The sequence below is a fragment of the Corynebacterium pelargi genome, assembly GCF_014635485.1.
GTDB lineage: Bacteria > Actinomycetota > Actinomycetes > Mycobacteriales > Mycobacteriaceae > Corynebacterium > Corynebacterium pelargi.
The window spans coordinates 68,334-92,470 of the sequence record NZ_BMCX01000005.1 but is presented as its reverse complement, the minus strand read 5'-3'; the positions used below and the strand labels follow the sequence as shown (position 1 = coordinate 92,470).

Genomic DNA, 24,137 nt, shown 5'->3' with positions numbered 1-24,137 from the left:
AAGCGTAGTGGAATTTGTTGAGCTCTCGCAGATCTTCGCCAAAGAATAAATTGTCTGTTACAACTAGACAAAGCGGTATGGTTCATGCTTGGCTATAGCGCATGTCTACTCCAGCAATCGCCGCAAAAGCTTATCGACGCCGCGTGATCGCCACCCTCATGTTCGTCCAAGTAATGGCCGGATTAGGCCACGGCGTGACCTTCTCCATGGGCTCATTATTGATCTCAGAATTGCTGGGTTCCGCCTGGGGCGGCACCGCGCTCGCATTCACCATGGGCGGCGCAGCGCTATGGGCAGTCCCGCTCGGGCGAGTGGTAGCCAATAAAGGCCGCCGCGCATCACTGACCCTAGGGCTGAGCTTGGGCATCCTCGGCGCCATTAGTGCCTTAAGTGGTGCGCAATTAGGATTCGCCCCCTTCGTGCTGCTTGGCTTCTTATTGCTTGGCGGCGAGGTAGCCACCAATTACCAGGCGCGCTTTGCCGCAGTAGACGTAGCGGTGGGCAAACACCGCGGCCGCGACCTTTCTTTGGTGATGTGGGCAACCACCGTCGGTGCAGTCGTAGGCCCGCAGCTTATTGGCCTCACCGAAGGCATCGGCGCCCACTTCGGGCTCGTGCAATTCGCAGGCGCCTACCTGCTGTGCATCACCGTGCAGGCCCTAGGCATTGTGCTGCTGCAATTCGGCCTGCGCCCCGAACTCAAACCAAGCGATGTGCCGCAGCGCCAAAAAATTCGCGTGCGCGACAATGCCCAAGCCGGATTCGCCATGGCTACTGTCGCCGTATCCCACTTCGCCATGATCGGCATCATGTCCATGACGGCAGTGCACCTCCACCACCACGGCGCCGGTCTTGGGTGGATCGGCGTAGTGATCTCCGGCCACGTGGGCGCCATGTATGCGCTCTCCCCACTTTTTGGCATCCTCTCCGACCGCGCCGGCGCATCCAAAGCCATCGGCCTTGGCGTACTGCTCAACGTGACCGCCGCAGCGGTGGTGGTGATCTTTGCCCAAAGCCAGGTCGGCGTCTTAATCGGCTTGATCCTGCTGGGCTTTGGCTGGTCCGCCACCTTGGTGGGCGGCTCAGCGCTGCTGGTGCGCGTCACCCAGCCCGATGAGCGCGCTGCCTACCAAGGCCGCAATGACCTGATTATGAATATCTGCGGCGCCAGCGGCGGCATTCTTGCAGGCCCGATCGTGGCGGCCTTCGGCCTACCCATCCTCGCCGGTGCCATGGGCGTGCTCGTGCTTGGCCTCGCACTGCTTGGCCCAATCTGGGTGAGGGCATCGCTACAGTCGAAGCCATGAGCTTCCACGATCTGCTTATCGACCTCAGCGAACGCCCCCTTGGAGTGCTGCAATCCATCCAGGATGCGAATTGCAGTCTCGAATGCGCCAACGCGCACTTAGGTGGGCACCCCAACTCCATTGTGTGGTTGCTGTGGCACACCGGTAGGGAACTCGATATTCAGCTCGCAGAACTCAACGGCCTCCCGCAGATCTGGCAGGAGCAGGATATAGCGGCACTCACAGGGCTCGATGCCGGCATGGGCTATGGTCACAGCAGGCAAGAGGCCCTCGCGGTGCAGGTGAGCACCCAAGAACAATTCGATGCATTGCTGCGCTATGTGGAATTAACATTGCGCGCAACCAGAAGCTACACCGCGGCATTAGCTGAGGAAGAAGCCTCAAGCATCCTCGAAGGCGAAATTACCTATGGCGTCAGGCTGATATCCATCATCGACGACGCCATCCAGCACCTGGCACAAATTCAGTACATCCTCGGGGCTCAAACAGCAGGCCCGCAGAATCGCTGCACCACTGCATCATAGGCGCGAAGGCTTAAATCCAAATCCTCCAAGTGCAGGTACTCGTCGTGGGAATGCAGTTGCGCATGCACCGCACCAAGGGTGCGCTCAATGGCGTGAGCGGCAAAACCGTAGCCAACCCCACCGGCGCGCCGGGCAAAGCGAAGATCCGAACCACCCGCGGCGATCGTTGGCACCACCTGCGCACCGGGGAAGAGCTCCACGAGCACTGCCTCAAGTGCCTCATAGAGGGGATGATCGGTGGGAGAGATCGTCGCCTCCTCGCAGATGAGGTGCTCAATTTCTACATCGATGCCCTCAAGTGCCTCAAGCAGCATCGCATCCACGTCTTCATCGCTTTGCCCCGGAAGTGTGCGGATATCCAGCTCCAACCAGGCATGGCTTGGCAGCACATTAATGGCCTGACCAGCGCGCAGTACTGTTTGGGCGATGCTGAGATGCGAAATGGCATCACCATAGGCGGCCAATTGCCCAAGTGCCTCGTAGCGCTCACCGCGCAGCACCGCCGCCTCGGTGGCAGCATCAAAGCGGAAGGCCTGCACAAAGCCTTTCCACGTGGAATCTTGGGTCACCTCGGGTTTGATGGCTGCAATACGGGCTGCCACCTGGCCGATCTTCAGAATGGCCGAATCTTTTTCATAGGGCGCGGAACCGTGGCCGGCATCGCCATGCACATGGATTCTGCGCTGCGCCGCACCTTTTTCTCCCACATAGATGGTCAGTGCATCCGAGCCATCGGCGGTGGGCAAGTGGGCGCCACCGGTTTCTGAGAGGCAATGCTGCCAGGAAAAGGCCTCGGGGTGGTGCTTGCGAAACCACGCCGCCCCCAGGCCGCCGCGGGCCTCTTCATCTGCCACACCAACAAAGGTCAGCGTGCCGCCAAGGCCGCCTGCGCGCGCCGCCTTCCTGGTCACCGCAGCCATGATGGCGGTGATAAAGAGCATGTCTACCGCGCCGCGTCCATAAATCTTGCCTTCGCGGATCTCGGCTGCAAAAGGATCCACGCTCCAGCGAGCGCGATCAACTGGCACCACATCGGTATGTCCGAGCAGCGTGAGCGGTTGGGCATCAGGATCGGTGCCGGGGACGGTGGCGACAATACTGACCCTTCCGGGTGCAGATTCATAGCGCTGGATCTGCGCACCTGAACCTGCAAAGAAGGCCTCGAGCGTATCGGCATTGCGAACTTCCTGGCCTGAGGTCGCGGTGAGGTCATTGACGCAGGCGTTGCGAATGAGGTCTTGAAGGAGGGCGAGGGTGTCGTCGAAAAGCTCATGGTGCATACCTTGAAGCCTAACCCGAAGCAAAAAGCTAAACACTGTTCAAGTTTCCGACTAGGATGGCCAAGGAGTGTTGAAACGACAGGCGAAAGGTGACACGAGAATGACTGCCGACATCCTAGAACTTGCACGCGAGAAGGTGCTAGAAAAGGGCGAAGGCCTCAGCAAAGAAGAAGTGCTGGAGGTGCTGCAGCTCGACGAGTCTCGCATTAATGAGTTGCTTGAACTCGCCCACGAAGTACGTCTGAAGTGGTGCGGTGAAGAGGTTGAGGTAGAAGGAATTATCTCGCTGAAGACCGGTGGCTGCCCAGAAGATTGCCACTTCTGCTCCCAGTCGGGCCTGTTCCAATCGCCGGTGCGTTCCGCCTGGCTCGATATTGCCGGCCTGGTGGAAGCTGCAAAGCAGACCCAAAAATCCGGTGCCACGGAATTCTGCATCGTCGCGGCGGTCAAAGGCCCCGATGAGCGCCTGATGAGCCAGTTGGAAGAGGCCGTGGCCGCCATTAAGTCCGAGGTGGATATCGAGGTTGCCGCCTCCGTGGGTATCTTGACCCAAGAGCAGGTCGATCGCCTGGCAGCAGCGGGTGTGCACCGCTATAACCACAACCTTGAAACCGCGCGTTCCTTCTTCCCGAACGTGGTCACCACCCACTCCTGGGAATCACGCCGCGATACCCTGCGCATGGTGGCAGAAGCGGGCATGGAAGTGTGCTCCGGCGGCATCTTGGGCATGGGCGAGACCCTGGAACAGCGCGCAGAATTTGCCGCAGATCTCGCAGAGCTCAACCCCACCGAAGTGCCCATGAACTTCCTGGATCCGCGCCCCGGTACGCCTTTTGAAGATAAAGAGCTGATGGAAACTGCCGACGCTCTGCGCGCCATCGGTGCCTTCCGCCTGGCGCTGCCGAAGACGATCCTGCGCTTTGCTGGTGGCCGCGAGCTCACCCTCGGCGATCTTGGTACTGAGCAGGGCCTTCTCGGCGGTATTAACGCGGTGATCGTGGGTAACTACCTCACCACCTTGGGTCGTCCGATGGAAGAGGACCTGGATATGTTGGGCAAGCTCCGCCTTCCCATCAAGGCCTTGAATTCGAGCGTCTAATGGCTCGCGTAAATAATTCCACCGAGTTGCTTGAGGCACTGCTCGCTGGTGATACCCCGGCGTTTCACCCAAATACCGGCAAGCCTTTCGACGAAGAACAGCGCCTCTCACCATCGGCACGCGCCGGTTTCGAGGCCCCACGCTTTTGCCAACTTTGTGGCCGACGCATGGTGGTGCAGGTGCGCCCCGATGGTTGGGAAGCGCAATGTTCACGTCACGGCAGTGTGGATTCGGTGTATCTAGGTAGGCGCTAAATACCTTCAAGCCTCAAAAGCGTGTGCATCGCGGTTCCTATTTCTTGGGAACCGCGATGTTTCACGTGGAACCTTCCCTGGATCCGCCACAGCGCAGCCCCCAGGGCCGCTAGTGCAAATGACAGCAGTGTGCACTAAGGCGTATCATTGAAAAAACCTTGCTGCCTTGGCACATCGGCGCTATCGCTCATATAAGGTGGCAACCATGAAACTTTCACGCGCAATCCTCGCGGCGGCGGCAACCCTCAGCCTCGCTGCCTGCAGCAATGGTGCTAGCCCGGACAATGACAACGCGTTGGACTTCAAAGAAACTGAGCGTGTCGCAAGTGCTGACGGCACCGCAGCTTCTTCCAAACTCTTTGATGAGAGCAAGAAAGTCTACGTCGCCGGTGATAGCTTGGCCGAACAGTGGGCAGCCGCGAAAAAGGCGGTAGAAGAAGGCGTGCCCATGCTGCAGGGCGACTCCGAAGAAGTAAACAAGGAGATCGACCGCCTAGGTGCCGAAGCTGAGCGCGTGGATGCAGATAAGGCCAAACAAGAAGCGCCCGAAGATCTGAGCGAAGACAATATTGTGCAAAAGATCGTCGAGCTCAAGCCCAAGAAGGATCGCGAAGGTGAGCCGATCCTGATTAACTCCACCACCTCGGTGGCATCGGCTGCTACGGCTCGCGCTATCGGAGCACCCCTGAACCTGCTCATGGGCAGCGATCCCCGCGAATCCGAATTGGTGATGGAAAACCCTGATACCGAGGTGCTCGCCATTGGTCCGGGCTTTGTAGAAGAAGAGGACTTCGATACCCGCCTAGAACTTGCCCACAACGGCGAACTTCCAGGCGGCGGTGGCCTGGTCTTTCCTGGTCGTCGCATGATCGCCCTCTATGGGCACCCCTCCGGTGGAGCCCTCGGCGTGATGGGTGAGTACAAGCCCGAAGATGCCGTAGAGCACGCAAAGGAATTGATTGCGCAATACCAGCCCATGGAATCCCAGCCCGTGATTCCCGCCTTTGAAATCATTGCCACCGTGGCAGCCGCCGAGCCAGGCCCCGATGGTGACTACTCCAATGAGGCTGACCCAGAAGAGCTCATTCCCTATATCGACGCCATTACCGAAGCCGGCGGCTACGCCGTGCTGGACCTGCAATCCGGCCAATCGGACTTCTTAAAGCAGGCCAAGCTGTACGAGGATCTGCTCAAGCGCCCCAATGTTGGCCTGGCGCTGGATCCAGAGTGGCGCATCAACCCAGGTGAGGTGCCCATGCAGCGCGTGGGCAATGTGGAAGCAGAAGAGATCAACGAAACCTCTGAGTGGCTCGCCAACCTCGTGCGCGAGAATAACCTGCCCCAAAAGGCTTTGGTGCTGCACCAATTCCAGGTGCAGATGATCCAAAACCGCGATGACCTCAACGTGAGCTACCCAGAATTGGCCTTCGTGCTCCACGCCGACGGCCACGGCACCCCTGAGCAGAAATTCGATACCTGGAACGTGATTCGCCAGGAACTGCAGCCGGAGATCTTCATGGCTTGGAAGAACTTCTACGACGAAGATCAGCCCATGTTCACCCCAGAGCAGACCTATGAAGACGTCCAACCGCGCCCCTGGTTTGTCTCCTATCAATAATCTCCGCCTAGCTTCGGAGTACCCCGGCCTGAGTGCCGCGAGCCTTCGCACTCCCTGTGGTGATCTGCTCATTGCAGCAGACGATCAGGGGGTGCGCTTTGTGCGTTTTGGCAGCAACTCACCCTTGGCCGCCTGTGTCCATGCGAACCCCTCTGCCACCACCGAGGCGCACCTGCAGGCAGCACTGCAGCAATTGAGGCAGTACTTCCAAGGCGAGCGCCAAGCATTCGATCTGCCCATCGCCATCGACCATGGCACGACGTTTCAGCGCAGCACCTGGCAGGCACTGCGCATGATTGGCTATGGGCAACACTGGACCTATGGCGAAGTAGCCACATATATTGGCAGGCCTCAAGCCACCCGAGCCATCGGTACTGCCTGCGGAGCCAACCCCGTTCCCATCCTTATTCCTTGCCACCGCGTGCTGCCTGCTCATGGAGGAATTGGCGGCTTTGCGGGAGGAACACGCTGGAAACAAGCCCTGCTAGAGCTAGAAAGGTTCAACGGCACTTAGTTGATCTGCAGGTGGTGGAAGTGATCGACAGGGCCATGGCCTTTGCCAACCTGAAGGGCATCGGCGGCTTTCAAGGCGCCGTGTAACCATTCGGTGGCCCACTGCACCGATTGCTCAAGGCTTTGGCCTGCCCCTAAGCGGGTAGCAATCGCAGAGGATAAGGAGCATCCCGTGCCATGGGTATTGCGGGTATGCACCCGCCGATTTTCAATCACATGCACGCTAATCTCGCTGCCATCGTCTGTAGCTTTCAACACCGCATTAAAAGGCTCGCCTGAAAGGTGGCCGCCTTTGACCAGCACGCTGCAACCATAGCGCTGCACCACCTGGCGGCCTTGTTCAATGGCGGTGTGAAGATCCGGTGCAGGATCGCTCGCGCTCAGTACTGCTAGCTCCGGGATATTGGGGGTGATCAGGCTGGCAAGGGGCAGTAAGTGGCGTAGTGCGTCTTCGGCGGCGCGATCGAGTAAGCGGTGGCCGCTGGTGGATACCATCACCGGATCGAGCACCACGGTGGCACAGGGCTGTTGGAGCAGCCAAGTGTGCACGCAATCAATGACCTCACTCGTGCCGAGCATGCCAATTTTGATGGCATCGATGCTCACGTCGTTACTAATGGCCTCAAGCTGTGATTGCACCACCTGTATTGGCGGGCTAAATACATCGATCACGCCTTGAGTATTTTGGCTGACGATGGAGGTGATCACCGACATTGCATAGCCACCAGCAGCGCTGATGGCCTTGATATCGGCTTGGGCACCGGCGCCACCGGTGGGATCGGTGCCGGCAATAGAGACAACGCGCGGTTTTGAGGCGATTGCGGTACTCATGGCCTTAAGGTTAGGCTGCGGCTCCAAAAAGCGCACCGGCTCCATAGGTAAGAGCCAAACCAGCCATACCGCCCACCACCAGGCGCGTGCAGGCACGACGGGGTGAGGTTTGGGCCAACTTGGCAGAGACGAAGCCGGTGATCAACAGCGCCAACATCGTCACCGCCGCCACCGCCAGGGCCGGTTGAGGAGCAAGCCAGGCGGCTAGCAGCGGCAGGAGGGCGCCGAGGATGAAAGAGATGGCGGATGAAAACGCCGCGTGGAGGGGATTGGTGAGGTCTTCGGAATCAATGCCTAGTTCTAGGCGCAGGTGGGCACGGAGGGGATCGGTGCTGCTAATTTCGCGTGCTGCCTGATCGGCAGTGGTTTTGCTGATGCCATAGCTGCTGAGGATCTGCGCCATTTCCTCGCGTTCTTCTTCAGGCAGCTCTGCGAGCTCGCGGCGTTCTTTGGCAATGAGCATGGTTTCAGAATCATGCTGGGCAGATACCGAGACGTATTCTCCAAGAGCCATGGAAACAGCGCCGGCGATGGTAGAGGCAATGCCTGCGGAAAAAACCGCTGTGTCGCTACTGCCAGCAGCAATCACGCCCAGCAGCAGCGCCGCGACTGAGACGATGCCGTCATTTGCACCTAAGACGCCTGCGCGAAGCCAGTTTAATTTGGCGTTGAGTTTGCCATCATGTGGCTCGTTGTGGTCTAGGACGGCCTCGGAGATACCCATGCTTTTAGCTCCTCAACAATGATGTGGTTTAAGCCATAGTCACATGCGGTTGTATTGCTCGCAAGCAATCCGAAGCAACCCTTAGTAATGCAAGGCTGCGCTGCGTTAATGCTGGTGATGGGCCTGCCACGGCGTGTGCTCAAGCCGGGTGATCTCTGCGAGCACCAACTGCCTTGAGCGCGGATCGTAGGGGAGATCCTCGTGGCGCACGATTGCATTGCGATCAACTTGTTGGAGATAAATATTGCGGGCACCATCGAGGAAGCCGGACTCCACCGGCTGGATAATGCTATCGGTGCGCGTGGCAATGCAGCTATAGTGCACCCCTTCTAGGGTTTCGCCCTTGGCGTTCAGCGCCTGGATCAGTTCAGAATCTTTGAGCATCTGAAACCCAGACTGGCCAAAAAATCCACTGATGAGCGAGTCCATGACTTCGCTGCCGCGTTTGGTCTTGCTCAGTGGATTCATCACGCCACCATGCAGTGTGCCGTGGTGGGGCGCGGCGAGGGAAATCAAGTGATGGGTGTGCCTGGCACCGCCTAAATGGTGCATCCAATAACGAGCAATGATGCCTCCTTGGGAATGCCCGACGAGGATCACTTTCTTTGCCTCGCATACCGTGAGCACGGCGTGGATATAGGCCGCTACTTGTTCGGTGGATTCTTCTACCAAGACCGTGGAACGGAAACCAAAGTCTGGGGCGAACACGGCATAGCCTTCTTCGCGCAGGTCTTGGCCAAGCTCCATCCAGTCGCCCTTCGTTACGCCGGTGCCGTGGATGAGAATAACGGGGTAGGGGTGCTGCTTGCTTGGGCGTGCGCGCCAGTCGTCTTCGAATAATCCCCTGGCTGGTAGGCGCGCGGAGATGGGCAAGGTGTGATTCATGATCTCTTTTGGCATGCCCGCTCCTTGTGCTTGAGATGCACGGTCTTAGCCCCCGAGCTTAGTAGCCCACAAGATAGCCCGGTTGAGGCTAACGTCGGGGATAGGATCTATCGCGCTGAAGGCGCGGTGAAAGCACAACAATGCTCAGGCTTGAAGGCTCAAGGAAGGTGAAGCATGACTGGACCGCTGATTTTATCCATCAATGGGAAAACCCCGCGCATTCACAAAGATGCGTATATTGCGCCGACGGCGACGATTATTGGCGACGTGACCATCGAAGCCGATGCCTCGGTGTTTTATGGCTGCGTGCTAAGGGCGGATATCAATAGCATCCATGTAGGCGCGCGCAGCAATATTCAAGATAATTCGGTGCTTCACGTCGATCGGGACGCAGCCTGCGTGCTCGGCAGCGATGTCACCGTCGGACATATGGCATTGGTGCACGGCGCAACCGTCCACGATGGCACCTTGGTGGGCATGAAATCGGCCTTGCTATCGCGCAGCGTGATTGGCCAGGGAAGCTTGATTGCCGCCGGTGCAGTGGTGCTTGAAGGCCAAGAGATTCCAGAGCACAGCCTGGTTGCCGGGGTGCCGGCGAAGGTGCGTCGTGTGCTGGAAGCCGAGCAATATGAGGCCTTTATCCCGCACGCTGGTAGGTACGTCGATATCTCTAAGCTGCATGCGCAGTGTGAGCAGGGCTTAAGCCTGGAGCAGGTGCGCTTTTCTTAGGATTTACGCCAGGATCTACCCCAGGAGCTATGCCAGGATCTATGCCAGGCTCAAGGGGTCTTGCATCAGCCGCTCCATCGCCACTGCTCGCGCTGCTGCCCGGGCATTATCGAGGTGGGCGGGGAAGACCCGAATGGATACCTCTTGGGGTGCTTCTTGGAGCAGGGTGCGGTGAAAGCGCCGCGCTTCGGTGGTGGATTCGAAGGTATCTCCGGCCAGCACCACGGTGTGTGGTGCATGGGTTTTGACCAATTGAATTGAGGCATCGAGCAAGCTGGCGCGGTCGGCCACTTCCAGGGATCGAACCTCTTTATGGTCGATCAAGGCCGCACCGATGGAATCATCGGAGTGCAGTACCACCACATTGCTGGGTTGGTCGGGTTGCTGGCTTTGTAATTCTGCCCCGGCAATGGCCTGGATGGCGGTGCTGATGGAGACGGGGACGTCGAAAAGCTGATGTGCAAGGTCTTGGAGGGCCACGTTGCGCCATCCCAAATTCGGTGCCTGCACATAGCCAAAGCGATTGATGGTTCCCGATGTTGAGATTCCCACGCAGGCCAGGGGGAGCTTGGTTTCGCGTGCTACATGGGCTGCGGCTTCGGCGATGGTGTGGAGGAATTGCTCAGGGGTGTGCTTGGCGGCGGTGATGTGCAGCAGTTGCTCTTTGAGGGCGCTGCCGCGCAAAGAATAGGCGCCGATGTAGGTGGCGTGGGTGCCGATGGCGATGCCTACTTGCACAAAGGGGCTCGGTGCCAGCACCAGGGGGATTTTGGGGCGGCCTGGGCCTTGGACCACGGCGAGATCGGCGCGTTCGCGCACGAGATTTGCATCGAGGAGGGCTGCGATGGCGCGGGTGATGGTGGGCTGGGATTTCCCGGTATAGGTGATGAGATCGCCGCGGGTGATGGGCTGGAAATGCCGGATGAAGTGCAGGCAGGCGGCCGCTGGCAGGGTGGGACGCACGAACTGAGGAGCAGGGTTCGAGCGTGCGAGGGTGTGCATGTGCAAGGATTCTAGCGCCCGATAGACCGCTATGTCTAGTGCCACTGCACCTGTTGGTTTATAGATGGAAAGGGCGCAGCATAAGGCATAGACAAAGCGGTCTGAACAACCTTCCAGGAAGGTAGAAAACCTGCAGCGATAGCGCTAGTGAGACGTGCTCTTTTCGCGCTCGCTTTCATGCTTATTCTTCTTGTTCTTTTTGTGCTTTTGGGTCTTTGAACCACCCAAGGATCCGCGAGCGCGCACAAAGCGGATACCGGAAACCAGCAGCAAACCGCCAGCCATATTGCCCAGCGCAATCCACCACACGAAGCCCAGCCAGGACTGGATCGAGATATCGCCACCGGCAAACATGCCACCAAAGATGTACAAAGTATCAAGCACCGAGTGCAGCATGCCGGTGCCGGCCAGCATGGAACCGCCGATCATCGAGGAGAGCACCTGCGGCATCGTCTCGTCGGAATGCTGGTGCATGCGCGTGACCAAGGTCAGCATCATGCCGCCGAGTGCTGCTAAGAGGAAGCCCGAAAGATCGAGCCCCATCGAGGCATAGTGTTCGCCTTCTTCGATGAAGTAATCGTGGCCACCGGGATAGGCCTTGACCAAAATCCACATGATGATGGCCGCGCCGATGATATTGCCGGCGGCCGTACCAGCCCAGAAGCGCAGAAGGCCTCCCACGGTGGCCTTTCCGGCCACCACCGCGGATACCGGCACTAAGAAGCCCTCGGTAAAAAGCTCTGAGTGTGCGAGCAGCAAAATAACGAAGGCGATGGAAAAGGCAATGGAGCCAAGCAGCTCATTGCCGGTTTCTCGAACCACAATATATTTGGCCAAAAGGCCAATGCCGATTTCTAAACCACCCATGATGCCGGTGGTGATCAAGGCAGTAAATGGGCGCCGAATGCGCGCAGTGCCTTCCTCTACGAGGCGCTCGGTGGCCTCGGATACCGGTGCTTCCTCTTGGGATTGCGACATGGAATCGAGCTGAGACCCCTGGCTCTTCTTGGTGGCGCGGGCGTCGTGGGAGCCCGAGTGATGAACGCTCATGCGAAATCCTTTACTGCTTGAAGCTTAAGATGGTGTGCATATCATACGTGCCAGCGGGCGAGAGCCAAGTTGGCAGAACTGCGGTGGATACTTTTCGTCTATGGTTGCGAGCGTGTTGGGCGTTACACTCAAAAGCCATGAGCGTTCCTGCAACCATGCCACCGATTTCCGAGCTGCGTGCTCGGGCGATGACGTCCGAAGATACCTCACTGCGAGCCGAAGCCTATCTGCGCAACATTAATCGCTTTGGGGCGAATTACACCCTCGACGACGTGGCGGGAGGCCGGCACCGCGAGTATTTGAGCTTTGACCCGGCCCGTGGAGACATCGGCGTGGTATTGCACGACGCCCACAATAAGGTTGTGGGCACCATGTGGGTGACCTTTATTCACGGCTTCGGATTCGTTGCAGACAATGTGCCCGAGATGGTCTTAAATGTGGATCCAGCTTGGCAAGGCCAAGGCGTGGGATCCTGGCTCATCGGGGAGGCCTCCGAGCATGGCCGCACCCACGGCTGGCCAGGCATTACCTTGAATGTGGATACCCGAAGCCCTGCCCGCAAGCTCTATGCGCGCCACGACTTCATTACCCAAACCCATTCCAATGATGCCGCCACGGTGATGGTGAAAGCACTTTCGCCGAAGATCCAAAGCGTGGCCGTGTACTGCGGTTCTGCCCATGGTGCGCGCGGAGAATTCACCCGCGCCGCCAGGGCATTGGGCCAAGGTTTAGCCGAGCGCGAGATCGAGATGGTCTTTGGTGGCGGCAGCGTTGGATTGATGGGAGAGGCGGCCAATGCTTGCCTTGAAGCTGGTGGTCGCGTCCACGGTGTGATGCCTAAAGCCCTGGTGGATCTGGAACTTTCGCACCCAGGTTTAACTGCGCTCGATATCACCGAGACCATGGCCGAGCGCAAAACGCGCATGGAGGAGCTTGCCGACGCCTTCGTGGCCCTACCTGGTGGCATGGGCACATTGGAGGAACTCTTCGAAGTGCTTGTGCGCCAGCAACTCGGGCCTTATACCGGACCGGTTGGGCTTTTAAATACCGAAGAATATTGGGACCCAATGCTGCATGCATTGCGCTCAATGAGTGAGGAAGGATTCATCGCCCCTCGCTACCTCGACGCAATCGTTGTTGCCGATACGGTAGAGGAACTTTTTGAGGCCTTTTCGCACTGGGTAAGCCCAGGGCTGAAGTGGTAATCCTTATCCCCCACAAAGGTACTTCGCAGCATTTGTGCAGTAAATGGGGCTAAAGTACTAGCTACACGTTCTTGCTTTACTTACTTGTGAAGGACCACGACAATGCAGCTTCCTAATAATGAAGAGCGCGTCACCTTCGCGCTCTATCGCGGTTCGCGAGCCTCGCAGCGCCTCTTGCGTTCCTATATGGATGAATACCTCGGTATTACCTATCCGCAACTGCTGGTGCTCAGGCTGCTGTGGGAACGCGATGGGCGAAGCATCAATGGCCTGTGTGCACCTTTAGATCTTGATTCCGGCACCATCTCGCCGCTGCTGCGCCGCATGGAGCACTCAGGCCTGATTCAACGCAGCCGCATTGACCAAGATTCTCGAGTGGTGCGCATCTTCCTTACAGAAAAAGGCAAAGCGCTTGAGGCTCGCTGCGAAGCAATGAGCCAAGAGATGAGCGGAAGCTTAGGGTTTAGCGAGGAAGAAGTGGCGGTATTGGAAAAGATCGTGGATCGCTTTATCCATCCCTAACGCGCAACCCTAGCGCGCAACTCTAGCGCGCGCCCTTGCGGCGTTTGCGCAAATACGGCAAGGCGCTGGCAATAAGCAGCACACCTAAAAGCCTGATGATCTGAATGGCTACTACCACCGGGCCTGCTCCGCCTTCATCCGATAATGCCAAGACCGTCTCAAGCGCACCGGGTGAGGTAGCAAGATAGGCCTCAAAATAGGAGATGTGCAAAAACTGCATCAATGGCCAAGCACTCAACGCACAGCCAAGCAGCAGCACCACAATAAACACCAGCGTGGCGGGAAGCTGGCGGGCAAAAGATTTGAGTGATGCCACCGAAAGCGAACCGCCGCACATCCATCCAATGGATAAAAACGCAAAGGTCCGCACTGCCTCCGGGGGAGTGAAATCAGCCGGCGGAGCCAGCGTGCCCACAAGCAGCATCAACAGCAGCGGCCCTAATACCGAGGGCACGGGGATATGCAGCTTTCTACCGATCACCTCACCAAAAGCAGCAATGAGCAGCACGGCAAGCAGCGCCCACCACGGTTGGTCAAGGTGAGCATGCGTGGCGTTAGCAGGAGAATGCTGCCCGGAAGTCAAAAGCCAGTGGGCAACCAGGGGCAGCGAAAGGCTTACCGCCAACAACCTGAGGTATTGGCTTAAGGCCACATAGCGAAAGTCTGCACCGAATTCCCTGGCCAATAACGGCATGATGGAAGCCCCGCCAGCCAGCATGGACAAGATGCCGGTTTGGGTGGAAATCGCCGCTTGGGAACGCGCCAAGAGCACTCCACCAATCACACCAATGCCTAAGGTGATGATGGTGATAAGGATGCCGGGCAGGATATAGGCACTTAAAGTTGCAGGGTTGCTAGCAAGCAGCGGCAAGGCGGCGAGAATGCCGATAAATCCACGGCCAAAGCTGAAGAGGTGTTTATTCATCACCAGTTCTTTGGCGGTGCTTAAGGCCATCGCCGCCGAGACGACGATGCCACCAAGAATCCAGGCAGCAGGCACATGATAGTGCTGCAGCACCCACCCCAACGCGATTGATGCAGGCACGACGATAGCCCAGCGGAGAGCGAGGTTCGCATCAGGCATGTGAAAGCGGAGGGGCATATGCTCGACAATAGTGCCCGAAAGTCAGGAGGTGGCCATGCTAGAACTTGGAGCTGCAAGCTGGGCGGTACTCATTGCAGGTGCCGCAGTGGCGGGTTGGATCGATGCCATCATCGGCGGCGGTGGGCTCATCTTGATCCCGCTCCTGCTCGCAGTATGCCCTGGTCTTGCGCCTGCCTCAGCGCTGGCCACCAATAAAGTAGCCGGGTTCTTTGGCACCAGTTCTGCTGCGATCAAACTCAGCCGCCACGTCCCACCGCCACGAGGCTTTGCGCTGCGCTTTGTTCCCGTGGCCCTTGTAGCCGCAGGTGCCGGCGCCTTGGTGGCAAGCTCCTTAAGCCGCGAGGTGATGCGCCCGATAATCATCGTGTTGCTGCTGGTAGTAGGCGTGATCGTGGCAAGCAAACCGCAATTCGGCACCAAGGCCGGGGCCATGCGCCCGCGGCTTGCCTTCGTGCTTGCCGCTGCCATTGCGCTTTACGACGGAGCCTTCGGCCCCGGTACCGGCATGTTCTTGCTCTTGGCGTTTAGCAGCTTTTTGGGAGCAAATCTTTTACAGGCCGCACCAATGGCAAAGGTGGTCAATGCCGCCACGAACCTTGGCGCCTTATGTGTGTTCATCATCGGCGGCCATGTGTGGTGGAGCCTCGGGTTAGTGCTGGCACTGGCAAATATCTGCGGCGCCCAACTAGGTGCCCGCACCGTGCTTCGTGGCGGCGATCGCCTGCTAAGGATCGCCCTGCTGGTGACGGTGGTGGTAATGAGCGTGGTCTTAGCCATCCAGCAATGGGGCTAGCAGGGCTTTGGACTTGCGCTTAAGAGCGCAAAGCACGATTGGTTTTGGCCGTGGCTTGGGCCTGCAGCGGATCCTCCGGCCAAGGGTGTTTGGGGTAACGCCCGCGCATCTCTGCACGCACGCCCTGATATGGCCCAGCCCAAAAACTGGCCAAATCATCGGTGAGCGCCAAGGGGCGCCCAGCCGGTGAGAGCAAGTGGAATAACACTCGCTGCCCGCAGATCAGCGGGGTTTGTGTCAGCCCAAAACACTCCTGCAGCTTCGCAGCCACCACAGGGCGGTCTTGATAGTCGATGCTGGCCTGGTTGCCGCTGGGCAACGAAAGCGTGGCTGGCACTAATTCATCCAAATGTGCGGCCTCTGGCCAGGGCAGTATGCGTTTGAGCACCGGCGCCATGGCAATCTTTGCTGGGGGCACGCCTTGAGCCAATTGCGCAATCTCTGCTTCTAAAACGGAGGCGCTCATACGTTCAACATCCGGCCAGGGATCGCCAACGTGCTCGTATAAGAACTTCAGGCGATTCCACAAAGACTTCGCCGCAGGCTCAAAGTGGAAGATATCTAAGCCATGTTCTTGAACATGCTGGGTCAGGGCTGCTTTGGCTTCTTCGGGGTTGAGGCTACACGGGGTGCTGCTGAGCAGAATCGCACCGAGTGCGCGCTCGCGGGTGGCCTTGATGCGGCCTGCTTCAATGGTGGCGGTGGTGCGCTCTTGTACCCCGGCGATTGCCTCTGCTTCAGCTTGTTGCAGTGGTGCTGCAGCGCTGATCAACGCATCGCCTTGAGCATTCAAACGCAGCCCAGCCACCGCAATCCACTCACAGCCGGCCAGTGCAGTGATCTTATCCAGGCGTGCGCGCGTGCCGGAGGCCAAAAGAAATTCACCCTCCTTGGCGCTTGCACGGGCAATGCGTTGGGGAAACGCATGCGCAATCACCTGACCTGGGGTGAAATGTGTGGTGCTCGGCGGTGCCAGCGCAGCCAGGCGCCGGGCCTCGCGTTCGAGCTCCTTACTCGGATTGATACGGCTGAGATCCCCGGCTGCATCTAAGCTGATTGCCGCCACCGTGTCAGCCGCCTTCTCGCCGCATTGGAGTAAGGCGCTGCCAAGCCTGGGGGCAAGCGGCAACGAGGCCAAGGCGCGGCCATGCTCGGTGGCAACGCCAGTGGAACTAAGAGCGCCCAAGACATGCAAGGTATCGCGGGCATCTCGCACGGCTGGTGCTGGGGGAGGGGATAGGAAGGGGAAGGTGCCAAGATCCGTGGTGCCCCAGCAGGCCAGAGTGAGCATGGCTTGGGTGAGATCTGCTGCATTGATCTCTGGGGTGCTGTGAGGAGCAAAGCGGGAAAAATCCTGCTGGCTATAACAGCGGATGACGCTGCCGGGGCCTTCGCGGCCAGCGCGTCCGGCACGCTGCTCGGCAGATGCTTGCGAGGTACTTAAGGTGACCAGGCCGTTGATCCCGCGGGCAGCATCGCGCTTGGGTACTCGAGCAAGCCCAGTATCAATAACGGTGCGCACGCCGGGGACGGTGATAGAAGATTCGGCAATGCTTGTGGCCACCACGATGCGCTGGCCTTCATAGCCGAGTGCTGCATCTTGTTCCCTGCTGGATAATTGCCCGTGCAGGGCAAATACCGCCAAGGATGTGCGCTGCGCTAGCAGTTCGCAGAGGATATGCACCTCGCGCTTGCCGGGAACAAAGACCAACACGCTGTGCTCGCTCTTGTGTGCTGCCTGCGCACTTAGCGTGGCTACCTCTTGGAGAAAATCACGGCTCACGGCCGTGCGAGGATGCGTGCTGGGAACATAGCGGATGCTGAGCTCATGAATGGGGGCATGAGCCTGCACAATGGGGGCATCCATGAGCCGGGCAAGCGTCTGTGCCTCTAGCGTTGCAGACATCGCTACTATCACCAGGTCATCGCGGAGCTCACGCAGCTCAATGAGCATGCCCAAGGCAAGATCGGTATCGAGTTGGCGTTCGTGGACCTCGTCGAGCACCACCGCCGAAACCCCTGCAAGCTCCGGGTCGTGCAAGAGGCGGCGAAGCAACACACCAGGGGTGAGAAATTCCACGCGGCTACCGGGGTGCGATTCGCCGCGGATACGAAAACCAACACGATCGCCAATGCGCGAGCCGTCTAGGTGTGCAAGGCGCCTGGCTGCAGCGCGCACCGCCACCCTGCGTGGGGCTACCACAAGGACGAGCCCTTCTACCTCGTTAGCCAACAGCGGTGGCACAAGTGTGGTCTTGCCGGTGCCCGGCGGGGCTTGCACTACTGCGGCGTGGTGCTGCGCGCAGGCAGCTTGCAGTTTTCCTATGACATCTGCAACCGGTAGCCCTGTGCCGATGCGCTCGAGATGAAAAGGACTCACTAGTGCTTCTGTACTTCCTTGGCGCCTCGCGCGCGCAGATCATTGCTTTGTCGTGTGAGTGTGCGCATGAGTGCTCCCATCGGAATCTAGTCGAGGCAATTCTAACCCTATGATCAAGGGCGTGCCTACGCTGTTTCATACCCCACTACCTGCGCGCCAACCTGCCCAGATCAAAGAAGGCCTGGTGTTTTTACCCGAAGCGCTTGGTATTTCGGTGCAGGCACAACTGGTGCATGAGGCCCGCGAGTATGCAAGAAGTTTGCAGCGCACACCTTTTGCCATGCAGCGTCCACACACCCGCACCGGGCAGATGAAGGTATATATGTTTCAACTCGGCAGGCACTGGGGCTATGAGTATGGGCGATATGCAAGTGAAGTCGAAGGCCAATCAGTGCCGCCGGTGCCCAAGCATTGGGTCACACTTGCCCAGGGGTTGTTGGCGAAGGCGGCTGCGCTCGATGAGGCGCTAGCTGCATGGGTTGGGCACTATCGAATCGAAGCGGCCTTGGTTAACTTCTACCCAGAGGGTGCCTCCATGGGAATGCACCAGGATGCCTTTGAGCACTCCAATGCCCCGGTGGTGTCGCTTTCCATCGGCGACGAGGCGATTTTTCGCGCAGGCAACAATGAAACCCGCACCAAGCCCTATGAAGATCTGCGGCTGATGAGCGGCGATGTGGTGATCTTCGGCGGCCCATCGAGGGCGATGTTTCATGGTGTGCCCAAGCTTTTCCCAGACACGGCACCAAGCGATTGTGGGTTGCAGTCCGGGCGAATCAATATCACCTTCCGCCAGGTTGAGGTGTAGTACCGGGCGCACGCAAGCGTATTGCCGTGCAATAGTAGAGCCATGATCTACGCAATCACCATGGGCAACAATCCCGCCGAGCAAGCAGCCAAGGCGGCAGCAGGTGGCGCGGCATTGCTGCAGGTGCGGCTGAAAGACGTCAGCACCCGCGAACTGCTCGACGTGACCTTAGCGGTGGCCAAGGCAGTAGAGCAGGCCAATCCTGCCACCAGGGTGCTTGTCGACGACCGCGCCGACGTCGCCTTCGCCGCCATGCAAGCGGGAGGCCACGTGCATGGTGTGCACCTCGGACAGGACGATCTTCCCGCCCACCATGCGCGCGCATTATTAGGTGCCGATGCCATCATCGGGCTGACCACCGGCACGCTTGCATTGGTAGAGCAAGCGCAGCGCTACCACGAGCAACACCCAGGTGTGCTGGATTATCTGGGCGCTGGCCCATTTCGGCCTACTCCCACCAAAGACTCCGGGCGCCCGCCGCTTGGTGTTGCAGGCTACCCGCCGCTGGTGGCTGCCACGCAGCTACCCATTGTGGCCATTGGTGATGTGCGCGTGGGGGACGTCGAAAAGCTAGCTGGCACAGGCATTGCCGGGGTGGCGATGGTGCGAGAAATCATGCAGGCGGACGATCCCGCAGCCGTGACTTCGCAGGCCATGGCCGCTTTTCGCGCCGGGCAGCCTAACGCAGACGATACTGCTTGGTGGTTGCGCTCAACGCATCGTAAACGTTGAGCTGGGCGGGCTGGCCAAGGTCAAGGGCCAATTTGAGCGTTTCCACCGCCATCATGGAGCCGATCACATGCGCCACGGGACCTAGCACCCCAATGGCATTGGAAGGGGGATTGCTGGGCGGCTCGGGGTAGAGATCGCGCAAGGAATGCCCAGGTGGGAACACCCCAACTTGTCCGCCGTATTGCAGCACGCTGCCCCATACGCAGGGCATATCCAGGGAAGCATCGGCGATAAGATAGCGAGTGCGGAAATTATCGCTGGCGTCGATCATGATGTCGGCATCAATGCGGGTATCTGGCTCGAAAGTGCCGGCGAGATCAATGGTGGTATCGCCTAATGCCTGCAGTTTCTTCTTTGCCGTTTCGGCCTTGGGCTGGCCCACATCTGGCCTGGAGTAGAGGATCTGCCGATTAAGATTGTGCAATTCAATGGTGTCGTGCTCGTACAAGGTGATGCGCCCAATGCCGGAGGCAACCAGGCCAAGCAGCAGGGGAGAACCAAGCCCGCCGCTGCCAACGATGGCAACGTGGGTCTGCGCTACCTTTTCGGCATCCCAACCAGACAAGACGGTGGTGCGCTCAAGGCGTTTGGCCTCAAGGTCGCTGACGTTCTTAGTGGCGTTTGGGTTGTGTGCGGGGCTTGCTTGATTAGAGGACGGCATCGCGCCAGGCCCTTCCTTCCATGGGAGAACTTGCTTGGGCGTGATCGCGCACGGGAATTCTTCCTGCTCCTGCGGCGTATTCGCCTGCTTGGATTGCAAGGCGCATGGCGTGGGCCATGGCCGTGGGGTTTTGGGCTCGCGTGACGGCACTGGCGAGTAGGACGCCATCGCAACCCAATTCAATTGCGCGGCAGGCTTCTGAGGCGGTGCCAATGCCGGCATCAACGAGTACCGGCACCTCAAGCTGTGTGATCAACTGGATATTGTGCGGATTCAAAATGCCCATCCCGGTGCCGATGGGAGCACCCGCAGGCATCACGGCACTGGCACCGGCGCTTACTAGCCGGCGCGCTGCCACCGGATCATCGGAGGTATAGGCCAATACGTGCATGCCTTCTGCTGCGAGCGTTTCGCAGGCAATGAGCAGCTCGTTGGTATCGGGTAAGAGGGTATCGTCATCGGCGATTACCTCAAGTTTGACCCAATCGCAGCCCAAAGCCTCGGCAGCTAAACGGGCGGTGAGCACGGCCTCGCGTGCGGTATGGCAGCCAGCGGTATTGGGCAAAATATGCACCCCGGCATTGCGCAGCATGCCATAGAGATCGCCCTTGGCGGGGGTGTGCCGGCGCATGGCTACCGTGGCAACTTCTGCACCGGAGGCAATGAGTGCCTTTTCCATGGAATCCACGCTGCTCATGCCGCCGGTGCCAAGTAGCAGGCGGGAAGTAAGCGTGCGTCCTGCAAGCTCCCAGGTCATGGCATTAGCCTCCTTGGACGGCGGTGAGGATCTCTACCGCATCGCCTTCACGCAAACTATATTGAGCCCAATTTGCTTTGGGTACTACTTCCTCATTCACCGCCGCCGCTGTTCCCGCGGTATCAGCAGTAATCAGCGCCACCACCTGCTCTAGCGTGGCATTTGCATCTACATCGTGGGTGTTGCCATTGAGTTGAATCTTCATAGGAATCGCTCCGGGTTCATCGCTTGGATAAATGCTTGGTCTTGTTCACTCGGTTCTACGCCGGTGAGCTGATCGGCACCAAGGCGCGCAGCCAATGCCGCCAATAAGATGCCGTGGCGGAAATAGCCCGTAGAAATCACCGAGGAAGTCTTTGGATCACGCCCAAATAAGGGCACATCATCCGGTGTGCCGGGGCGTGCTCCCGCTGCAACCTCTTTGATGCTCAACAGTTGAATATCGGGCAATACCCGCGCAGCATCGCGTAGTAGATCTAATACGCCGCCTGCAAGCGGCAGCGGCTCTCTATCCTCGCGGCTGGTGGCACCTAGGACCAACTCGTCGCCGCGCGGTACGAGGTACACGGGCCGGTCCAGCACAAAGCCACGTACCACCTTTTCTAGCAACGGCTCCGCGCCTTTGGTGCGTGGCATATTCAGGCGCAAAATATCGCCATACACAGGGCGAAGCGGCAGATCGAATAGCTCAGCAGCACCAAGACCTGCGCACACGATGGTCTGAGGCCCAAGGTCACCAGGCTGTGCTTTTCTTCGCTCCACCTGCACCTGCTGCAGGAGCCGGGCCATGAGCACGCGAGGGTTGATTTGATGATCCCCCGGAATTGCCACCGCACCGGCAATGCCAGGCGATAGTGCCGGTTCAAGTTTGCGAGCCTGGCTTGGGGTGAGCTTTTCGGCTTCGGCCCCATAGCGCTGCTGCAAATCGAATACATCGTGGAGGTGCCCCAGATCGGCGCGATCGCCAGCAACCACCAAGGTGCCGGAAGCAATCAGCGCATCCTCAGCGCCGATCAGGGCGAGGAATTCTGGGTACTCATCCGCCGAGGCAAACATGAGCGGATAGAGGGGATCTTGCTCAAATTGCATTTCTGCCGTTGGGGCTAGCATGCCCGCGGCAAAATGCGAGGCCTGCGAGGCAGGATCGGGGTCAATCACGCGGACTTCATGGCCGCGTTGCTGCAAGAGCGCAGCGGTAGCTAGGCCGATGAGGCCAGCACCAATAACGGTGTACATCAGATACCTTTCCTCCGGCGGGGGTGCCGCATCAGGTTCGAACGGTCGGCAATGGCATTGCCCTCTCAGCCCTTGGCGGGCTCCCGTAGGTGTGCGATTGCCAGCATAGCGCGCCTTGGTATTTGCCGCGCCAGCCCCCAGATACCCCCACCAAATACCCCCGTTGCGTGCACGAGCGGGAGGCGACGTGCCTACACTCGTGGAGGAAAGTAACCGGGAGCTCCGATCATGCGAGGAGCTGAGAGGACGCTGGAGCATACGAGGCGTCGACCGGATGAACCTGTCCGGGTAATGCCGGCGAAGGGAAAGGATAACCTCTCATGGGTGCAGTGACCCCACCATCAGCAAAAAAGAACGCCTCTACCAAGGACACCGCTCCAGATACGGTGACTACGGGGCCGATCTATCGCAGCCACAAGCACTATGAAGAAGTCACCTTCGATGGCCAAACGCTTCGTATTCCGAGCCGTCGAATCGAGCTGACCACCGGCGATCATTTCGATGTCTATGACACCTCGGGTATCTACACCGAGGAATCGCCCGAAATTGATCTTGAGCGCGGCCTGCCAAAAACGCGAGCGCAATGGAATTACCCGCCGGCTTCGCCTGCGAGCGAGGCGCAGCCAGAAACGCTGGTGCGTACACAATTGGCGTGGGCTCGTGCAGGCCACATCACCCCGGAGATGGCCTTTATTGCCGCGCGCGAAGGTTTTGCACCTGAGTTCGTTCGAGATGAGGTTGCCGCAGGTCGGGCGGTGATTTGTGCGAATCATAACCACCCGGAGATCGAGCCGATGATCATTGGCAAGGCCTTCGCGGTGAAGGTGAATGCCAATATTGGTAATTCTGCCGTGAGCTCTTCTATTGCCGAGGAAGTAGAGAAGATGGTGTGGGCTACCCGTTGGGGTGCCGATACCGTGATGGACCTTTCCACCGGCAAGGATATCCACGAAACCCGCGAATGGGTTTTGCGCAATTCACCTGTGCCCATCGGCACGGTGCCGATCTATCAGGCACTGGAAAAGGTCAAGGGCGACCCGAACCAACTCACCTGGGAAATCTTCCGCGATACCGTCATTGAGCAGGCAGAACAGGGCGTGGACTACATGACGGTGCACGCCGGCGTGCTTCTGCGCTACGTGCCCCTGGCCGCCGAGCGCATCACCGGCATCGTCTCTCGCGGCGGCTCCATCATGGCCGCGTGGTGCCTCAAAGAACACCGCGAATCCTTCCTCTACGAGCGCTTTGCTGAGCTTTGCCAAATCCTCGCCAAATATGACATCACCTTTTCGCTTGGCGACGGCCTGCGCCCCGGTTCCATCGCCGATGCCAACGATGAGGCGCAATTCGCCGAGCTGCGCACCCTTGGCGAGCTAACCAAGATCGCCCAAGACCACGGCGTGCAGGTGATGATCGAAGGCCCAGGCCATGTGCCCATGCACAAGGTGGCGGTGAACGTTGAAGAAGAAGAAAAGTACTGTGCCGAAGCCCCCTTCTACACACTCGGACCACTGACCACCGACATCGCTCCAGGTTATGACCACATCACCTCGGCTATCGGTGCGGCCATGATCGCCCAAGCCGGTACCGCGATGCTGTGCTACGTCACCCCCAAAGAACACCTGGGTCTGCCCAACCGCGACGATGTGAAGGTGGGCGTGATCACCTACAAGATCGCAGCTCACGCGGCAGATCTGGCCAAGGGGCTGCCCGGTGCCCAAGATCGCGATGATGAGCTTTCGCGCGCACGCTTTGAGTTCCGTTGGCACGACCAATTCGCCCTGGCACTTGATCCGGACACCGCGCTGGAATACCACGATGAAACCTTGCCGGCGGAACCCGCAAAAACCGCGCACTTCTGTTCCATGTGCGGACCGAAGTTCTGCTCCATGCGCATCAGCCAGGATGTTCGCGACTACGCTGCTGCGCACGGGTTGGAGACCGTGGAGGCCATCGAGGCGGGGATGAAGGAGAAATCCCAAGAATTCGTGGCCGAAGGATCAAAGGTCTACGTGCCACTGACAGAAAAGCCTGCGGATTAGTTTGGTTTGAGAGGATCGGGGAGAGTCCGGCGAGGATCGCGGCGAAGATGGCCTTGCCGGACTTCGCGTTCATACCAAGC

The 24,137-nt window shown here is 58.9% G+C and carries 25 protein-coding genes and 2 riboswitches; of the genes, 13 read left to right on the top strand and 12 right to left on the bottom strand.

Annotation, left to right across the window (positions count from 1 at the left end):
* The first annotated feature begins 101 nt into the window (after positions 1-101).
* Both IEU99_RS10145 and IEU99_RS10140 read left to right on the top strand, forming a co-directional pair.
* Entirely contained in the window at positions 102-1,307 is a 1,206-nt protein-coding gene (locus IEU99_RS10145) for an MFS transporter (protein ID WP_128888950.1), read from the top strand.
* Positions 1,304-1,831 (top strand): aspartate/tyrosine/aromatic aminotransferase, encoded by a 528-nt coding sequence (locus IEU99_RS10140; protein ID WP_188358308.1) that lies wholly within the window; start codon positions 1,304-1,306, stop codon positions 1,829-1,831. Before IEU99_RS10145 ends, IEU99_RS10140 begins: the two co-directional genes overlap by 4 nt.
* On the opposite strand, the gene IEU99_RS10135 is transcribed toward IEU99_RS10140, so the two are convergent.
* Positions 1,789-3,111, bottom strand: coding sequence for a M20/M25/M40 family metallo-hydrolase (locus IEU99_RS10135; RefSeq protein ID WP_128888951.1), 1,323 nt, complete (start codon positions 3,109-3,111; stop codon positions 1,789-1,791). The two genes, IEU99_RS10140 and IEU99_RS10135, sit on opposite strands and share 43 nt — an antisense overlap.
* Positions 3,112-3,211: 100 nt before the next feature.
* Between IEU99_RS10135 and bioB the strand changes: the two genes are divergently transcribed.
* The 4 genes from bioB (at position 3,212) to IEU99_RS10115 (ending at position 6,596) form a co-directional block, all read left to right on the top strand.
* Positions 3,212-4,210: a biotin synthase BioB gene (gene bioB / locus IEU99_RS10130; RefSeq protein WP_123959019.1), complete on the top strand. Its 999-nt coding sequence runs from the start codon at positions 3,212-3,214 to the stop codon at positions 4,208-4,210.
* A complete protein-coding gene (gene bsaP / locus IEU99_RS10125; protein WP_128888952.1) occupies positions 4,210-4,464 on the top strand; it encodes a biotin synthase auxiliary protein BsaP in 255 nt (84 codons plus the stop codon). Before bioB ends, bsaP begins: the two co-directional genes overlap by 1 nt.
* Positions 4,465-4,669: 205 nt before the next feature.
* Positions 4,670-6,082, top strand: a complete 1,413-nt coding sequence (locus tag IEU99_RS10120) for a hypothetical protein (RefSeq protein WP_128888953.1) — start codon at positions 4,670-4,672, stop codon at positions 6,080-6,082.
* Positions 6,039-6,596 carry a methylated-DNA--[protein]-cysteine S-methyltransferase gene (locus tag IEU99_RS10115; protein WP_206731208.1) on the top strand — a complete coding sequence of 186 codons (558 nt, stop codon included), beginning with the start codon at positions 6,039-6,041 and terminating at the stop codon, positions 6,594-6,596. The genes IEU99_RS10120 and IEU99_RS10115 overlap by 44 nt, the downstream gene beginning before the upstream one ends.
* Here the strand turns inward: IEU99_RS10115 and thiD are convergent.
* From thiD to IEU99_RS10100, 3 genes are all read right to left on the bottom strand, one after another.
* Entirely contained in the window at positions 6,593-7,426 is an 834-nt protein-coding gene (gene thiD / locus IEU99_RS10110) for a bifunctional hydroxymethylpyrimidine kinase/phosphomethylpyrimidine kinase (RefSeq protein ID WP_164931114.1), read from the bottom strand. The two genes, IEU99_RS10115 and thiD, sit on opposite strands and share 4 nt — an antisense overlap.
* Positions 7,427-7,436: 10 nt before the next feature.
* Positions 7,437-8,150 carry a VIT1/CCC1 transporter family protein gene (locus tag IEU99_RS10105; RefSeq protein WP_128888955.1) on the bottom strand — a complete coding sequence of 238 codons (714 nt, stop codon included), beginning with the start codon at positions 8,148-8,150 and terminating at the stop codon, positions 7,437-7,439.
* A gap of 105 nt (positions 8,151-8,255) precedes the next feature.
* Positions 8,256-9,050, bottom strand: coding sequence for an esterase/lipase family protein (locus IEU99_RS10100; protein WP_128888956.1), 795 nt, complete (start codon positions 9,048-9,050; stop codon positions 8,256-8,258).
* Between the two features lie 159 nt (positions 9,051-9,209).
* On the opposite strand from IEU99_RS10100, the gene IEU99_RS10095 reads away from it, so the two are divergent.
* A complete protein-coding gene (locus IEU99_RS10095; RefSeq protein ID WP_128888957.1) occupies positions 9,210-9,764 on the top strand; it encodes a gamma carbonic anhydrase family protein in 555 nt (184 codons plus the stop codon).
* A gap of 39 nt (positions 9,765-9,803) precedes the next feature.
* Here IEU99_RS10095 and IEU99_RS10090 read toward each other — a convergent pair whose 3' ends face one another.
* Both IEU99_RS10090 and IEU99_RS10085 read right to left on the bottom strand, forming a co-directional pair.
* Complete coding sequence (locus IEU99_RS10090; RefSeq protein ID WP_128888958.1) at positions 9,804-10,766, bottom strand: ROK family transcriptional regulator; 963 nt, start codon at positions 10,764-10,766, stop codon at positions 9,804-9,806.
* Positions 10,767-10,910: 144 nt separating this feature from the next.
* On the bottom strand, positions 10,911-11,816 hold the full coding sequence (locus IEU99_RS10085; RefSeq protein WP_128888959.1) for a formate/nitrite transporter family protein: 906 nt from the start codon (positions 11,814-11,816) through the stop codon (positions 10,911-10,913).
* A 137-nt stretch (positions 11,817-11,953) separates the two neighbouring features.
* Between IEU99_RS10085 and IEU99_RS10080 the strand changes: the two genes are divergently transcribed.
* Positions 11,954-13,021 (top strand): TIGR00730 family Rossman fold protein, encoded by a 1,068-nt coding sequence (locus IEU99_RS10080; RefSeq protein WP_128888960.1) that lies wholly within the window; start codon positions 11,954-11,956, stop codon positions 13,019-13,021.
* A 102-nt stretch (positions 13,022-13,123) separates the two neighbouring features.
* A complete protein-coding gene (locus IEU99_RS10075) occupies positions 13,124-13,543 on the top strand; it encodes a MarR family winged helix-turn-helix transcriptional regulator (protein ID WP_128888961.1) in 420 nt (139 codons plus the stop codon).
* Positions 13,544-13,565: 22 nt separating this feature from the next.
* Here the strand turns inward: IEU99_RS10075 and IEU99_RS10070 are convergent, their stop codons facing one another.
* Positions 13,566-14,627 carry an AbrB family transcriptional regulator gene (locus tag IEU99_RS10070; protein WP_128888962.1) on the bottom strand — a complete coding sequence of 354 codons (1,062 nt, stop codon included), beginning with the start codon at positions 14,625-14,627 and terminating at the stop codon, positions 13,566-13,568.
* A gap of 55 nt (positions 14,628-14,682) precedes the next feature.
* On the opposite strand from IEU99_RS10070, the gene IEU99_RS10065 reads away from it, so the two are divergent.
* Entirely contained in the window at positions 14,683-15,441 is a 759-nt protein-coding gene (locus tag IEU99_RS10065) for a TSUP family transporter (protein ID WP_128890746.1), read from the top strand.
* A gap of 19 nt (positions 15,442-15,460) precedes the next feature.
* Here IEU99_RS10065 and IEU99_RS10060 read toward each other — a convergent pair whose 3' ends face one another.
* Positions 15,461-17,821, bottom strand: a complete 2,361-nt coding sequence (locus IEU99_RS10060; protein WP_128888963.1) for an ATP-dependent RNA helicase — start codon at positions 17,819-17,821, stop codon at positions 15,461-15,463.
* 109 nt (positions 17,822-17,930) lie between these two features.
* Between IEU99_RS10060 and IEU99_RS10055 the strand changes: the two genes are divergently transcribed.
* A complete protein-coding gene (locus IEU99_RS10055; RefSeq protein ID WP_128888964.1) occupies positions 17,931-18,629 on the top strand; it encodes an alpha-ketoglutarate-dependent dioxygenase AlkB in 699 nt (232 codons plus the stop codon).
* 42 nt (positions 18,630-18,671) lie between these two features.
* Entirely contained in the window at positions 18,672-19,361 is a 690-nt protein-coding gene (locus IEU99_RS10050; RefSeq protein ID WP_128888965.1) for a thiamine phosphate synthase, read from the top strand.
* Here IEU99_RS10050 and IEU99_RS10045 read toward each other — a convergent pair.
* The 4 genes from IEU99_RS10045 to thiO form a co-directional block, all read right to left on the bottom strand.
* Positions 19,309-20,022: a HesA/MoeB/ThiF family protein gene (locus tag IEU99_RS10045; RefSeq protein ID WP_128888966.1), complete on the bottom strand. Its 714-nt coding sequence runs from the start codon at positions 20,020-20,022 to the stop codon at positions 19,309-19,311. The two genes, IEU99_RS10050 and IEU99_RS10045, sit on opposite strands and share 53 nt — an antisense overlap.
* Positions 20,009-20,779 (bottom strand): thiazole synthase, encoded by a 771-nt coding sequence (locus IEU99_RS10040; RefSeq protein ID WP_128888967.1) that lies wholly within the window; start codon positions 20,777-20,779, stop codon positions 20,009-20,011. The genes IEU99_RS10045 and IEU99_RS10040 overlap by 14 nt, the downstream gene beginning before the upstream one ends.
* Before the next feature lie 4 nt (positions 20,780-20,783).
* On the bottom strand, positions 20,784-20,984 hold the full coding sequence (thiS, locus tag IEU99_RS10035) for a sulfur carrier protein ThiS (RefSeq protein ID WP_128888968.1): 201 nt from the start codon (positions 20,982-20,984) through the stop codon (positions 20,784-20,786).
* Positions 20,981-22,015, bottom strand: coding sequence for a glycine oxidase ThiO (thiO, locus tag IEU99_RS10030; protein WP_128888969.1), 1,035 nt, complete (start codon positions 22,013-22,015; stop codon positions 20,981-20,983). The genes thiS and thiO overlap by 4 nt, the downstream gene beginning before the upstream one ends.
* Positions 22,008-22,112: riboswitch (TPP riboswitch) on the bottom strand. (Overlaps the previous gene by 8 nt.)
* Positions 22,113-22,218: 106 nt before the next feature.
* A riboswitch (TPP riboswitch) is annotated at positions 22,219-22,338 on the top strand.
* On the opposite strand from thiO, the gene thiC reads away from it, so the two are divergent.
* A complete protein-coding gene (gene thiC / locus IEU99_RS10025) occupies positions 22,336-24,057 on the top strand; it encodes a phosphomethylpyrimidine synthase ThiC (RefSeq protein ID WP_123959059.1) in 1,722 nt (573 codons plus the stop codon). It overlaps the preceding riboswitch by 3 nt.
* Positions 24,058-24,137 lie beyond the last annotated feature (80 nt).